This is a genomic window from Caulobacter soli, from assembly GCF_011045195.1.
Classification (GTDB): Bacteria; Pseudomonadota; Alphaproteobacteria; order Caulobacterales; family Caulobacteraceae; genus Caulobacter; species Caulobacter soli.
In genome coordinates this window covers 38,850-52,019 of sequence record NZ_CP049200.1, presented here as the reverse complement: position 1 = coordinate 52,019, position 13,170 = coordinate 38,850, and the positions used below count along the sequence as shown (strand labels likewise).

The window sequence follows — 13,170 nt, the reverse complement described above, 5'->3', positions numbered from 1 at the left end:
CAGCGACGGTCTTTTCGGCGACCATGCCCGAAGGCCTCGCGGCCGACAGATAGGCCGCGCGTCAAGCCGACTTGAGACGACGTTCCCGGGCCGGCGATCTCTTGGAGAGACGGCTGGGGCGCGGCGGTCAGGACGCTCTAGCCGTCGATCTTGCGTCCCGCGCCAGCCGAACGGCTTGAGCGTCAGCGCGCACCGCACCGCGTGTTTGAAGCGGGCCTCCGGCCCGCATAGCGATGAGGACTTCCCTTCCATGGATGAACAATCGCCGGCGGCTCCGGCGGCGGCGACCCAGCCGGTGCGCGTGATCTTCGCAACGCTGATGCTGGTGCTGTTGCTCGCGTCGCTGGACCAGACCATCGTATCCATGGCGTTGCCGACGATCGTCGGCGAATTTGGCGGCTTGGCGCACCTGTCGTGGATCGTGACCGCATACATGCTGGCGACCACGATCGTCACGCCGCTCTATGGGAAGCTGGGCGACCTCTTTGGCCGAAAGATCGCCCTGCAAGGCGCGATTGTCATATTCCTGATCGGGTCCGCGCTTTGCGGGCTGAGTCGTTCGATGGGCGAGCTGATCGCCTTTCGCGCGCTTCAGGGCCTTGGCGGCGGCGGCCTGATCATAACGACGATGGCGGTTGCCGGCGATCTCATCCCGCCCCGCGACCGCGGCCGTTATCAAGGCTTCTTCGGCGGCGTGCATGGATTTTCAACGGTCCTGGGGCCTCTGATCGGCGGCTTTTTCGTCGAGCATTTGAGCTGGCGCTGGATCTTCTACATCAACCTGCCGCTCGGCGCGTTCGCGCTGGCCGTCATCGCCTGGACCTTCAAGGCGCCCATCGCGCGCCGGCGCGCGGTGATGGACATCCCGGGCGCGCTGCTGCTGGCCGCGGCGCTGACCGCGCTGACGCTGTTCACCAGCCTGGGCGGTCACCTCTACGCATGGGGGTCAGGGCTTATCCTCGGCCTGGTTGGCGTGTTCCTGACGGCGATCGCGGGCTTTGTCGCCGTCGAACGCCGGGTCGTCGAGCCCATTCTTCCGCTGTCCCTCTTCTCCAACCGAACCTTCGTGATCTCTTGCGTGGTGGCCGCGATCGTCGGCGTCGCCATGTTCGGCCCGGTGACCTACATGCCGGTCTATCTGCAAGTGGTGCAGGGTCTGAGCCCTTCAGCCGCGGGCCTGCAGCTCATACCGCTGATGGGCGGGCTGCTCCTGACCTCGACCATCAGCGGGCAGATCATCAGCCATATCGGTCGCTACAGGGTGTTTCCCATCGCCGGCACGGCCATCGCCACGCTGGGCCTTGCGCTGCTGTCGACCCTTGATCCGGCCAGCGGATCGTGGGCCGCGCCAACCTACATGCTCCTGCTGGGCATGGGCCTGGGAATGGTCATGCAGGTGCTCGTTCTGGCCGCGCAGAACGCGGTCAACCATCGAGATCTCGGCGTCGCGACCGCCGGCGTTACGCTCTTCCGCGCGGCTGGAGGCTCGGTCGGCGTTTCGCTGTTTGGCGCGATCTTCGCCGCGGGATTGGCCGAACGTCTTGCGCATCTGTCCCTTTCGGGCCCGCACCTGGCCGGGGCCAGCAACGCCGCGGCGATCCAGGCGCTCCCCGCGGCCGAGCGGCTGGTCTACATCTCCGCGTTCAACGGCGCGCTCCACCCGGTGTTCATCGCCGCCGCGGTCATCGCCGCGGGCGGATTTGTCCTGACCCTGTTCCTGCAGGAGCTGCCGCTTCGGGCCTCAGCGCGGCCGAACACCTAGCGCTACGCCGGGCCAGCCCGCCGTCGCCAAGCCCAGGGCGTCTCGCGTCGGCCTCAGGCAATAGCCGATTGTCCGGTCGGTCAATTATTGCTTGCCGTCCGCCGTCCGAAATCCTACTCAGGGGCAGGGGCGTTCTCGTCGAGCGAGCTTAGCCCTCTGAGCAGGGAGCAAGTGAGGATGGCCGCGACGCCAATCCCGAACGCGGCGGACTGCGGGCGCCAGGAGCCGTCTCCGCGCTGGACGTCGCGTCGCCAGCAGATCCTCGACGCCGCCGGCCAGTGTTTTCGCCAGTCGGGTTTCCACGGCGCGAGCATGGCCAGCATCGCAGCTCTCGCGGGACAGAGCGTTGGCCAGATCTACCGCTACTTCGACAATAAGGAAGCGATCATCGCCGCCATCGTCGATCAGCATCTGGTCGAACTCCACGAAATCTTCGACCAGCTTCAGGGCCGCTCCGGTTCGGCCGTCGATCTGATCGTCGGCCGCGTCCCCGAAATGCTCGCTCAACGGCTTGACCCTTCGCGAGCGGCCCTGGTGCTGGAGGTGGTGGCCGAAGCGGCGCGCAATCCGAAGATCGCCGACATCCTGCGCGCCGCCGACGCCCAGGAGCGGGCCCTTTGCCGAGCGATCCTGGCGCGTGACCGCAAGCCGGCCTGGAGCGACGCGGAATTCGAAGGGCGGTGCGGCTTGTTGCGCATCCTCGTCGATGGCCTGACCTTCAGGGCCATCAATCAGCCCGACGTCGATCGGGCCGCGCTGGTGTCGGCGATCAGCATGAGCATTCAGCACCTGGCGTCATGACACGGCGGCTGATCGCCAAACCACCGGCGCTCGCCGCCTGATCAATTCCGAAAACAAATTAGGAGGAATAGATGGAAATCGAACAAAGAACGCCCGAGAACACAGCCATCGTCTTGATCGACTACGTTGTCGGGTTCGCGAACCTCTTCCGATCCCAGTCCGTCGTCGACAACATCAACGGCGGGGTTGCGCTCGCGAAGATGGCGCTGGGCTACGGGATTCCGGTGATCGCGACCGTCGGGCCGAAGAACGATCCGCGCGGCGGACTCTATCCGCAAATCGGCGAAGTGCTCGAAGAGCGGCATCTTGTCCACAAGGGCGGGCAGTTCGACGCGTTCGACGATCCGGCGTTCGAGGCGGCCGTGCGCAAAATGGAGCGACGCCATTTGGTGGTCGCCGGACTGATGACCGAGGGATGTGTTCTTCAAACCACATTGGGGGCGCTTCGCCGCGACTTCACCGTCTCGATCGTCGTCGACGCCACCGCCGGCGAAAGCAGCGTCACCCACGACGCGGCGATCATGCGCATGATGCAGCATGGCGTCACGCCCACGACGTGGCAGTCGTTCGGATCGGAAATTCTGAGAACTTGGGAAGACGTCGAGAAAGCCAAGGTCTTCCGTCAGGTGCGCGCCCAGTCGCCCGGGCTTGGCATGAGCCTGTTGGCGACCGCGGCGGCCCAGGCGGCCGTCACGGCGCGTTAAGCCGGCCCGTCAAGGCGGCGGCCAGGATGGCCGGAGTCATCCTGGCCGCGGCGCTTCGTGAAGGGATAAACCCTGGAACCCCTGGGTCGGGAGGCTAGCCGCCGACGCCGGCCTCAAGGCCGCTCAGGAAGGTCTCGGACGCCATGCTGGCGAACTTCGCCGGTCGGATGGCGCCGGTGGGATCGTACCAGGTGTGGGTCCAGTTGAGCATGCCAAAAAACAGCATGACGAGCGCTCGGCGCTCTTCGCGTTTGCCGCCAAGGTCCGGGCGCATCGCCGTGACCATGCGATCGACCAAATCCAGCAGTTGGCGTTGATGGTCGATGACGATCCGCCGTCGATCCTCGGGCAGGTTGACCAGTTCGTTGAGCAAGACCTTTTGATGGGCCTGGGCGCCGACATAGAGGCCCATCAGGGCCTCGGCCAGACGGCGGATCTTCTGAGGCGCGGGGAGATCTTCTGCTTCGACTTCGCGCGCCGCCGCGACGAGACTCTGGACGTGGGAGTCCATGACATCGATGAGGATGTCCTCCTTGGACGGGTAGTAGTGGTAGAGCAAGGACTTGGACATCCGGCAGGCGTCGGCGATCTGAGACACGGATGTGCCAAGAAAGCCGTGCGCCGCATAGAGTTTGGCGGCCGTCTCCATGATGGCTTCGCGTCGTTTGTCGTAGTCCAGCGCCTGCGTGCGCGCCATTTATGGCCTCGTGAAGAACAGCGTTGGCGTAGAACTAAGGCATAGGCCTGCTCCGCGCCAGCCATAGGACGCCAATCCCCCGCCGGCGCATGCGGTCAGGCCGATTGCTCGCCGACGGCGATCAGGGTGACCAGATCGCGCGCGAACGACATCAGGTCCTTGCCCGCCGCCCGGTTCTCCGGTGAAGCCATGCCCGCATCGAAGGCGGCCTGATCGGCGAAATGCAGCTCGGCGATCAGAAAGTAGGGGTTGTCGCCCATCAAGGTCTTGTCGACCCGGTTGACCACCGCCTTCTGCAACCCCGGCACCTTGGCGATCAGCGGCATGTGGACGTCGTTGTAGTGCGCGAGGAAGGCGTCGACGTCTTGAGGCTTCCTGTAGAGCGCCAGCAGCTTGACGGTCATGGTTGGGATCCTTCCGATCAGATGGCGTTCATGGTGAGCAGCTCGTAGGCGGCGACGGTGTCGCCGTCCTGGTTGGTGACCTGGGCGTCCCAGCGCACCTCGCCGTACTCGTCGTTGCGCCGGCTCTTGGCCATCGCCGTCAGGCGTACGGCGATGGCGTCGCCCGGCGACACCGGCTTGACGAAACGCAGATTGTCCAGGCCGTAATTGGCCAAGACCGGGCCCGGAGCCGGATCGACGAACAGGCCCGCGGCGAAGGACAGGATCAGATAGCCGTGCGCGACCCGGCCCGGGAAGAACGGATTGGCGGCGGCGGCCGCCTCGTCCATGTGGGCGTAGAAGGTGTCGCCGGTGAATTCGGCGAAATGCTCGATGTCGGCCAGGCTGATGGTCCGCGCGGCGCTGTTGAAGGTCTTGCCGATCGCCAGCTCGTCGAACTTCAGGCGGAACGGATGGGGCCCTTCGGTGACTTGCGGCGAACCGGCGATGTAGCGATGGCCGATGGCGGCCAGCATGCGGGGCGAGCCTTGCAGGGCGGTGCGTTGCATATAGTGGGAAAGGCCGCGCAGGCCGCCCATCTCTTCGCCGCCGCCGGCCCGGCCCGGCCCGCCGTGCACCAGGCCCGGCAGGGGCGAGCCGTGACCGGTGGATTCGCGGGCGCAGTCGCGGTCGGCGACCAGCACCCGGCCGTGGAAGGCCGCCGCCCCGTCGATGACCTCGATGGCCACGGCCGGATCGTAGGTGAACAGCGACATGACCAGCGAGCCCTGGCCCTGGCGGCACAGCGCCACGGCGTCGGCCAGGTCCTTGTAGGGCATCAGGGTGGCGACCGGGCCGAAGGCCTCGGTGTCGTGGACGTGGCGAGCGGTCCACGGCGTGTCGCAGCGCAACAGCACCGGGCTCATGAAGGCGCCCGCCGCGTCGACGCCGGCCGGGGCGGCGTCGGGATCGCCGAACACGATGCGGCCGTCCTGGACCAGGTCGGCCACCTTGGCGCGGACGTCGGCGCGCTGGGCCTGGCTGACCAGAGCGCCCATGGTCACGCCTTCCTGGGCCGGATCGCCGACCACCACCGCGGCCAGCTTCTGGCTGACGGCGTCCTGGACGGCGTCGATCAGGACGGCCGGCACGAAGACGCGGCGGATGGCGGTGCACTTCTGACCCGCCTTGACCGTCATCTCGCGGACGATCTCCTTGGCGAAGAGGTCGAACTCCGGCGTCTCGGGCGTGCAGTCGGGACCCAGCACCGTGGCGTTGAGGCTGTCGCACTCGGCGATGAAGCGCACGCTTTCGCGCAGGATCGTCGGATGACTGCGCAGTTTGTTGGCCGTGGCCGCCGAACCGGTGAACGAGACCACGTCCTGACCGGTCAGGTGGTCGAAGAGATCGCCCGTCGAGCCGACGATCAGCTGCAGGGCGCCGGGCGGCAACACGCCGGCCTCCAGCATGATGCGCACGCACTGCTCGGTGACATAGGCGGTCGCGGAGGCCGGCTTGACGATGGCCGGCACGCCGGCCAGCAGGGTGGGGCCCAGCTTCTCGAGCATGCCCCAGACGGGAAAGTTGAAGGCGTTGATGTGCAGGGCCACGCCCTGCAGAGGGCTGAGGATGTGCTGGCCGACGAAGGAGCCCCGCTTGGACAGCGGCTCCAGCGCGCCGTCGAGCAGAATCTTGTCGTTGGGCAGTTCGCGCCGACCCTTGGAGGCGTAGGCGAACAACGTGCTTGCGCCGCCCTCGATGTCGACCCAGCCATCGGTGCGGGTCGCGCCGGTCAGGGCCGAGAGGGCGTAGAGCTCCTCCTTGCGAGCGATGATCGCCTCGGCCAGCGCCTTGATCATCTTGGCGCGCTCGTGGAACGTCATGGCCCGCAGGGCCGGACCGCCGACCTTGCGGGCGTGGTCGGCCATCGCCGCGAAATCGACGCCCTGCGAGCCCAGCCGCGCGGCCGTTTCGCCGTTCACCGCGGAGGGCACGTCCACGACGCCGGCCTGCGCGCTGAACCAGGCGCCGGCGGCGTAGTTTTGGAGGTGAAGAGGCTTCATCGGGGACGGCTCCGGTAAGCTATCGACCGGTGAAGGTCGGCTGGCGTTTGTTGAGGAAGGCGTCGACGCCTTCGGCGTAGTCGGCGCTATGGCCCAGTCGACGCATGGCGTCGCGTTGCAGGTCGAGCTCTTCGTCGAGCGTGTGGGCCCAGCTGGCGCGGATCATCGCCTTGGTCGCGGCCAGGCCCAGGGTCGGCGCCTTGGCGAAGCCGGCGACCAGCTTTTCGGCTTCGGCCAGCAACTGGTCGTCGTCGACGGCGCGCCAGATCATGCCCCAGTCCTGGGCCTGTTCGGCCAGGACCGGGGCGCCGCTCAGGGTGATGGCCAGGGCGCGGGCCTGGCCGATCAGACGCGGCAGGATCCAGGTTCCGCCCGAGTCGGGGATCAGGCCGATGGCCGCGAAGGATTGGATGAACTTGGCGCTCTTGGCGGCGATGACGATGTCGGCGGCCAAGGCCAGATTGGCCCCGGCGCCGGCGGCGACGCCGTTGACCGCGCAGACGACCGGGAAGGGCAGGGCGACCAGGCGGCGCACCAGCGGGTTATAGTAGAGCTCGACGGACTGGCCCAGATCCACCGCCCCCTCGCCGGGCGCCACCGCTCGATCGGCCAGGTCCTGACCCGCGCAGAAGCCGCGGCCGGCGCCGGTCAGCAGCAGGACGCGCGCGGCGCCGGCCTCCAGTTGGTCCAAGGCCTGGGCGACCTCGCCGTGCATCTGGACGGTGAAGCTGTTGAGACGGTCGGGCCGATTGAGGACCAGGCGCGCGACGCCCTGGTCGTCGATGGAAAATTGAATGGTTTCGAAGGCCATGTGATCGCCTGCCGTTCTGTGCGGTCGCGCCTCCCTGACGCTGGCCATGGGATAAAGTAGAACGTCCGGTCGGTCAATTATTACCCTAGGTCAATCGTAATCGACCGCCTTAATCTGTGCGATAATTGAATGTTGCATATTGTCGACCATAGGTCATTTTCAATGCGACGGATGAGCCTGGAGACGAGCGCATGAACGGACACGATCTGGCGCGGCGCGTCGTCGATCACCTGCGCGAAGGCGAGGGACCCACCCGATTGTTCGACCTGGCGCTGGAGGAGGCGGGCGAGGGCCATGCGCGGGTCTCGATGAGCGTGACCGCGGCGATGCTGAACGGGGTGGGCTGCGCGCATGGCGGCGTGATCTTCACCCTGGCCGACACCGCCTTCGCCTACGCCTGCAACAGCCGAAACATCGCCAATGTCGCCCAACAGGCGTCGATCGCCTTTCTCAATCCGGCCTTCGAAGGCGAGCGCCTGGTCGCCGACGCGCGCGAGGTCGCCGTGGAGGGCCGCACGGGCGTTTACGGCGTGACGGTCACGTCCGCCGACGGCCGCGTGATCGCCAGCTTCAACGGCTTGTCGCGCACCTTGGGCCGCGCCCTGGTGGAGCCTGACGCGGCGCCTGGCCCTGGCCTGGCGCGCACGGTCGCCGCGCCGTCCTGACGCAAGATGCGCCCCGCGTCCTGGCGAGGAGCCGGCGATCTTCGCTAAAAATTCTCGTGGCGTCCGTCACGGGGATTGGCTATTCAGAATTAATAGACCGACCGTACGGTCATAAATAGGGAGGCCTCCATGGCCAAGCTTGCTGTCGCTTCGGAGCCGCCCCGCAACGCGCCCGACGAGAGCCATGACTGGGCGCGCGTCGCCTATCTGGTCAATCTCTCCAGGGCGCTGGACGCCATGGAGGAGGAGCGCCTGGTTCCGGAGAAAAAGGTCCTCTACCAGTTCTCCGCCCGTGGCCACGACATGGCTCAGATTCTGTTGGGATGCCGTCTGACCGAGCGTCACGACGCCGCCTGCGGCTACTATCGCTCGCGCCCCCTGCTGCTCTCCCTGGGGGTGGATCCGGAGATCGCCCTGGCCTCGGCCATGGCCCGCAGCGGCGGCTATTCGGGCGGCCGCGACATCGGCACGGTGTTCAACTATCCCAATCCGCACGGCGCTTCGGCCCTGCCGATGTGCGGCGGGGTCGGCGCGCAATACACCCCGACCGCCGGCTGGGCCCAGGCGATCGAATACCATCGCACCGTCCTGAACAACGCCGCCTATGAGGGCGCCATCGGCGTGGTGCTGGGCGGCGACGGCTCGGTGGCGTCCAACGGCTTCTGGGCGGCCCTGACCATCGCCACCACCCAGGCCCTGCCGATGCTGTTCTACATCGAGGACAACGGCTTTGGCATTTCGGTGCCCTCCACCTTCCAGACCCCGGGCGGCGACATCGCCAAGAACCTGGGCAGTTGGAGCGGCCTGGAGATCATCAGCGGGGACGGCACTGAACCGCAGGAGGCCGCGGCCCTGATCGATCAGGCCATGGCCCATGTCCGCGACCGCAAGGGGCCCTGCCTGCTGCGCCTGACCGTGCCGCGTCTGCAGGGCCACAGCTTCCAGGACACCCAGTCCTACAAGTCGGCCCGGGTCGTCGAGGACGAGTGGCGGCGCGACCCCCTGCCCAAGCTGAAGTCCTATCTGGTGCCGGCCCTGCTGTCGCAGGCGCAATGGGACGAAATCGACGCCCGGGCCAAGGCCGACGCCGAGGACGCGCTGGCGCGCGCCGAGACGCGGCCGGTGGCCGACCCGGTGACCGTCACCCGCAACGTCTTTTCCGAGGACGGCGACCTGCAGGCCATGGGCGGCCAATGGACATCCGGCTACGTCCCGCCGCCGTCGACCCCCACCCCCGTCCCCGAGGGACAGCGGATCAACATGGTCACGGCCATTCGCCGTACGCTCGAGCACGAAATGACGATCAATGATCGCGTCGTGCTGTTTGGCGAGGACATCGGCCCCAAGGGCGGCGTTCACGCCGTGACCCTGGGTCTGCAGGAGAAGTTCGGCCAGGCGCGGGTGTTCGACACCAGCCTGTCGGAAGAAGGCATCATCGGCCGCGCCGTCGGCATGGCCATGGCCGGCCTGGTGCCGGTGCCGGAGATCCAGTTTCGCAAATACGCCGAGCCGGCCACCGAGCAGATCAACGACTGCGGCACCATGCGCTGGCGCACCGACAACCGGTTCGCCGCGCCCATGGTGGTGCGCGTGCCCGGCGGCTTCTTCAAGTGCGGCGATCCCTGGCACAGCCAGACCAACGAAGTGGCCTTCGTCCACCAGCCCGGCTGGATGGTGGCCGCGCCGTCCAACGCCGAGGACGCCGTGGGCCTGCTGCGCACCGCCCTGCGCGGCAACGACCCGGTGATCTTCTTCGAGCACCGCTCGATGCTGGATTTCGCCTGGGCCCGGCGGCCCTATCCGGGCGACGACTTCGCCCTGCCGTTCGGCAAGGCCAAGACCACGCGTTCGGGCGACGACATCACCATCGTCACCTGGGGCGCCATGGTCCCGCGTTGCGAGGAAGCCGCCGAGGGCCGCTCGGCCGACGTTCTGGACCTGCGCACCCTGATGCCCTGGGACAAGGCGGCGGTCCTCGCCTCGGTCCGTCGCACGCGTCGCTGCCTTATCGTGCACGAAGACCTGAAGACCGCCGGCTTCGGCGCCGAGATCGCCGCCCTGGTCGCCGACGAGGCCTTCATGGACCTGGACGCGCCGGTGGCCCGCCTGACCATGCCCGACATTCCCAGCCCTCATAACCCGGTGTTGCTCGACTTCGCCGTCCCGTCCGTGGCCGGCATCCGGGCCAAGATCGACGACCTGCTGGCTTTCTGATGAGCGCTTCCATGATCGACATCATCGTTCCCCTGGAGCTGGAAGGCGCCAAGGCCATCGTCCGTAACTGGCTCAAGAAGGTCGGCGACACCGTCGTCCTGGACGAGCCCATCGTCGAGCTGGAGACCGACAAGGTCGCCCAGGAGATCCCCGCGCCGATCACCGGCGTGTTGGCCGAGATCCTGATGCTCGGCGACACCGAAGCCACGCCGGGCGCGGTCCTGGGCCGCATGCGGCCGGCCGGCGAAGCCGAGGCGGAGGCGCCGGCTTCGGCCGCCCAGGCTGTCTCGCCGGCCGCGGCCGCCAGGGCCGCCCCCGCGCAGCCGGCGGTCGGCGGCCTGTCGCCGTCCGTGCGCCGGGCGGTCAAGGAGCATGGCGTCGACCCCGCGAGCGTCGAGGGCAGCGGCCGGGGCGGCCGAGTCACCCGCGCCGACATCGAGCGGGCGGTGGCGCAGGCCAGCCGCTCGCCGGCCAACGCGCCCGACATCCTGAAGTCCGCGCCGATCTCCACGCCGCGGTTGGCGTCGACGCCGCCGGCGGCCGCCTCGATCGGCGGCTTCCGGGCCGTGCCCCACGACCGCATGCGTCTGGCCATCGCCGAGAACATGCTCCACTCGGTGACCGTGGCGCCGCACGTCACGGCGGTTTTCGAGGCCGACTTCAGCGCCATCATGGCCCATCGCAAGAAGCACAAGGCCGCGTTCGAGAAGGAGGGGATCAACCTGACCTTCACCGCCTACATGATCGCCGCCAGCGTGGCGGCCATGCGGACCGTCCCGAGCGTCAACAGCCGCTGGCACGCCGATCGACTGGAAATCTTCGACGACATCAACATCGGCGTGGGGGCCGCCCTGGGCGACAAGGGCCTGATCGTGCCCGTCGTGCAGCGCGCCCAGGATCTGTCGCTGCAGGGGATCGCCGGGCGGCTGGGCGACCTGATCGCCCGCGCCCGCGACAACAAGCTCAACGGCGCGGACGTGCGCGGCGGCACCTTCACCATCTCCAACCATGGGGTGTCGGGCTCGCTGTTCGCCTCGCCGATCATCATCAACCAGCCGCAGTCGGCGATCCTGGGCGTGGGCAAGCTGGAAAAACGGGTGGTCGTGCGCGAGGTCGCCGGCCAGGACACCCTCCAGATCCGGCCCATGGCGTATGTCTCCCTGACCATCGACCATCGCGTGCTCGACGGCCACCAGACCAATGCCTGGCTGTCGAAATTCGTCGAAACCCTCGAAGCGTGGCCGCTGTAATGGCCGAGCACGATTTCGACGTTCTGGTGATCGGGGCCGGACCGGGCGGCTATGTGGCGGCGATCCGCGCGGCGCAACTGGGTTTGAAGACCGCCTGTGTCGAGAGCCGAGAGACCCTGGGCGGGACTTGCCTCAATGTCGGATGCATCCCGTCCAAGGCGTTGCTGCACGCTTCGGAGCTCTATGAAGAGGCCCGGTCCGGAGCCTTGGCCAAGCTGGGCGTGAAGACGCAAGGCGTCAGCCTGGACCTGGAGGCGGTGCATCGTCACCGCAACGAGGCCATCGACGGCCTGACCGCCGGCATCCAGTTCCTGTTCAAGAAGAACAAGGTCGAGTGGTTGAGAGGCGCGGCCCAACTCCTTCGGCCCGACGCCGTGAAGGTCGGCGACCAGGTGGTGCGCGCCAAGAACATCATCATCGCCACGGGGTCCTCGCCCGCAGCGCTGGCCAATGTGCCGATCGACCAGACCATGATCGTCGACTCCACCGGCGCGCTGGAGCTGGCCGCCGTGCCCGAGCACCTGGTGGTGATCGGCGGCGGAGTGATCGGCCTGGAGCTGGGTTCGGTCTGGCGCCGGTTGGGCGCGCGAGTGACGGTCGTGGAATATGCCGACCAGATCCTGCCGGGCATGGACGGCGACGTGCGCGCCGAAGCGGCCAAGATCTTCAAGCGGCAGGGCATGACCCTGATGACCGGCGTCAAGGTCGCCGGAGCCCAGGTCGAGGCGGCCGGCGTCGCCCTGATGCTGGAGCCGGCGGCGGGCGGCGCGGCCACCCGGCTGGAAGCCGACCGGGTGCTGGTCTCGGTGGGGCGAAAGGCCAATGTCGAGGGCCTGGGCCTGGAAGCGCTCGGCCTGTCGCTCAACGCCCAGGGACGGCTGGACGTCGACCATCAATTCAAGACCGCGGTTCCCGGCGTCTGGGCGATCGGCGACGTCATCGCCGGTCCCATGCTGGCCCACAAGGCCGAGGACGAGGGCGTCGCCGTCGCCGAGATCATCGCCGGCCTGCCGGGGCTGGTAAACCACGAGGTGATCCCCAGCGTGGTCTACACCACGCCCGAGATCGCCGGCGTGGGCCTGACCGAAGACCAGGCCAAGGCGCGCGGCGCGGTCAAGGTCGGCAAGTTCCCGATGCTGGCCAACTCCCGGGCCAAGACCAACAAGGAGCCCGAGGGCTTCGTGAAGGTCATCGCTGACGCGGCCTCCGACCAGGTCCTGGGCGTGTGGATCATCGCCCATCCGGCCGGGACGATGATCGCCCAGGCCGCCCAGGCCATGGAGTTCGGCGCCACCTCCGAGGACATCGCCTACACCTGCCACGCCCACCCGACCCACAGCGAGGCGGTCAAGGAGGCGGCGATGTCGGTGCGCGGCAAGGCGATCCACGTGTGATGACCGCGCCGCGCAGCAACAGTCCCGAACCGCCGGTCAGCGAACCGGCCGTGCGGGTGATCGCCATGCCGGCCGACACCAATCCCAGCGGCGATATCTTTGGCGGCTGGCTGATGTGTCAGATGGACCTGGCGGCTGGAAACGCCGCGGCGCGTCACTCGGCCGGGCGCGCGGTCACGGTGGCCGTCGAGGCCATCTCGTTTCACCGGCCCGTCGTCGTCGGCGACGAGGTCTCGGTCTATGCCGAAGTCATCGAGACCGGGCGCTCGTCCATGAAAATCGCCGTTGAGGCCTGGCGCCGTCCCCGCGAAAGCGGCGAGCGCGAGAAGGTCACCCAGGCGGCGTTCACCTTTGTCGCGGTCGGTTCGGATCGCCGCCCAAGGCCCGTCCCCCAGGTTTCTCACGCCTAGCCCGGCCGCCGCCGGA

General features: G+C 67.8%; 12 protein-coding genes. 8 read left to right on the top strand and 4 right to left on the bottom strand.

The genetic code is table 11. The features are described 5' to 3' along the window. The first annotated feature begins 250 nt into the window (after positions 1–250). The 3 genes from G3M62_RS24805 to G3M62_RS24795 all read left to right on the top strand — a co-directional run bounded on the left by G3M62_RS24805 (position 251) and on the right by G3M62_RS24795 (position 3,267). Entirely contained in the window at positions 251–1,762 is a 1,512-nt protein-coding gene (locus G3M62_RS24805) for an MDR family MFS transporter (protein ID WP_165191483.1), read from the top strand. 177 nt (positions 1,763–1,939) lie between these two features. Next, entirely contained in the window at positions 1,940–2,563 is a 624-nt protein-coding gene (locus G3M62_RS24800) for a TetR/AcrR family transcriptional regulator (protein WP_165191482.1), read from the top strand. Positions 2,564–2,634: 71 nt separating this feature from the next. Then, the gene (locus tag G3M62_RS24795; RefSeq protein ID WP_165191481.1) at positions 2,635–3,267 is read left to right on the top strand and encodes an isochorismatase family protein; all 633 of its coding nucleotides are present in this window, start codon (positions 2,635–2,637) and stop codon (positions 3,265–3,267) included. Positions 3,268–3,361: 94 nt separating this feature from the next. Here the strand turns inward: G3M62_RS24795 and G3M62_RS24790 are convergent, their stop codons facing one another. The 4 genes from G3M62_RS24790 to paaG form a co-directional block, all read right to left on the bottom strand. Further along, positions 3,362–3,964 carry a TetR/AcrR family transcriptional regulator gene (locus tag G3M62_RS24790; protein WP_165191480.1) on the bottom strand — a complete coding sequence of 201 codons (603 nt, stop codon included), beginning with the start codon at positions 3,962–3,964 and terminating at the stop codon, positions 3,362–3,364. A gap of 95 nt (positions 3,965–4,059) precedes the next feature. Further along, positions 4,060–4,368 carry an EthD family reductase gene (locus G3M62_RS24785; RefSeq protein ID WP_165191479.1) on the bottom strand — a complete coding sequence of 103 codons (309 nt, stop codon included), beginning with the start codon at positions 4,366–4,368 and terminating at the stop codon, positions 4,060–4,062. A gap of 17 nt (positions 4,369–4,385) precedes the next feature. Then, entirely contained in the window at positions 4,386–6,410 is a 2,025-nt protein-coding gene (paaZ, locus tag G3M62_RS24780) for a phenylacetic acid degradation bifunctional protein PaaZ (protein WP_165191478.1), read from the bottom strand. 19 nt (positions 6,411–6,429) lie between these two features. Beyond that, on the bottom strand, positions 6,430–7,221 hold the full coding sequence (paaG, locus tag G3M62_RS24775) for a 2-(1,2-epoxy-1,2-dihydrophenyl)acetyl-CoA isomerase PaaG (RefSeq protein WP_165191477.1): 792 nt from the start codon (positions 7,219–7,221) through the stop codon (positions 6,430–6,432). 191 nt (positions 7,222–7,412) lie between these two features. On the opposite strand from paaG, the gene paaI reads away from it, so the two are divergent. From paaI to G3M62_RS24750, 5 genes are all read left to right on the top strand, one after another. Next, positions 7,413–7,886 (top strand): hydroxyphenylacetyl-CoA thioesterase PaaI, encoded by a 474-nt coding sequence (gene paaI, locus G3M62_RS24770; RefSeq protein ID WP_165191476.1) that lies wholly within the window; start codon positions 7,413–7,415, stop codon positions 7,884–7,886. Positions 7,887–8,015: 129 nt separating this feature from the next. Then, entirely contained in the window at positions 8,016–10,100 is a 2,085-nt protein-coding gene (locus G3M62_RS24765; RefSeq protein WP_165191475.1) for an alpha-ketoacid dehydrogenase subunit alpha/beta, read from the top strand. 11 nt (positions 10,101–10,111) lie between these two features. Beyond that, positions 10,112–11,350, top strand: a complete 1,239-nt coding sequence (locus tag G3M62_RS24760) for a dihydrolipoamide acetyltransferase family protein (protein WP_165191474.1) — start codon at positions 10,112–10,114, stop codon at positions 11,348–11,350. After that, the gene (lpdA, locus tag G3M62_RS24755) at positions 11,350–12,744 is read left to right on the top strand and encodes a dihydrolipoyl dehydrogenase (protein ID WP_165191473.1); all 1,395 of its coding nucleotides are present in this window, start codon (positions 11,350–11,352) and stop codon (positions 12,742–12,744) included. Before G3M62_RS24760 ends, lpdA begins: the two co-directional genes overlap by 1 nt. Continuing rightward, on the top strand, positions 12,744–13,154 hold the full coding sequence (locus tag G3M62_RS24750; RefSeq protein ID WP_165191472.1) for an acyl-CoA thioesterase: 411 nt from the start codon (positions 12,744–12,746) through the stop codon (positions 13,152–13,154). The genes lpdA and G3M62_RS24750 overlap by 1 nt, the downstream gene beginning before the upstream one ends. Positions 13,155–13,170: the final 16 nt, after the last annotated feature.

Excerpts from the sequence above, each read along its gene's own strand:
- G3M62_RS24785 (WP_165191479.1), bottom strand. The coding sequence starts at position 4,368 with ATGACCGTCAAGCTGCTGGCGCTCTACAGGAAGCCTCAAGACGTCGAC.
- G3M62_RS24805 (WP_165191483.1), top strand. The coding sequence starts at position 251 with ATGGATGAACAATCGCCGGCGGCTCCGGCGGCGGCGACCCAGCCGGTG.
- lpdA (WP_165191473.1), top strand. The coding sequence starts at position 11,350 with ATGGCCGAGCACGATTTCGACGTTCTGGTGATCGGGGCCGGACCGGGC.
- paaZ (WP_165191478.1), bottom strand. The coding sequence starts at position 6,410 with ATGAAGCCTCTTCACCTCCAAAACTACGCCGCCGGCGCCTGGTTCAGC.
- G3M62_RS24765 (WP_165191475.1), top strand. The coding sequence starts at position 8,016 with ATGGCCAAGCTTGCTGTCGCTTCGGAGCCGCCCCGCAACGCGCCCGAC.
- paaG (WP_165191477.1), bottom strand. The coding sequence starts at position 7,221 with ATGGCCTTCGAAACCATTCAATTTTCCATCGACGACCAGGGCGTCGCG.
- G3M62_RS24790 (WP_165191480.1), bottom strand. The coding sequence starts at position 3,964 with ATGGCGCGCACGCAGGCGCTGGACTACGACAAACGACGCGAAGCCATC.
- G3M62_RS24760 (WP_165191474.1), top strand. The coding sequence starts at position 10,112 with ATGATCGACATCATCGTTCCCCTGGAGCTGGAAGGCGCCAAGGCCATC.
- G3M62_RS24750 (WP_165191472.1), top strand. The coding sequence starts at position 12,744 with ATGACCGCGCCGCGCAGCAACAGTCCCGAACCGCCGGTCAGCGAACCG.
- G3M62_RS24795 (WP_165191481.1), top strand. The coding sequence starts at position 2,635 with ATGGAAATCGAACAAAGAACGCCCGAGAACACAGCCATCGTCTTGATC.
- G3M62_RS24800 (WP_165191482.1), top strand. The coding sequence starts at position 1,940 with ATGGCCGCGACGCCAATCCCGAACGCGGCGGACTGCGGGCGCCAGGAG.
- paaI (WP_165191476.1), top strand. The coding sequence starts at position 7,413 with ATGAACGGACACGATCTGGCGCGGCGCGTCGTCGATCACCTGCGCGAA.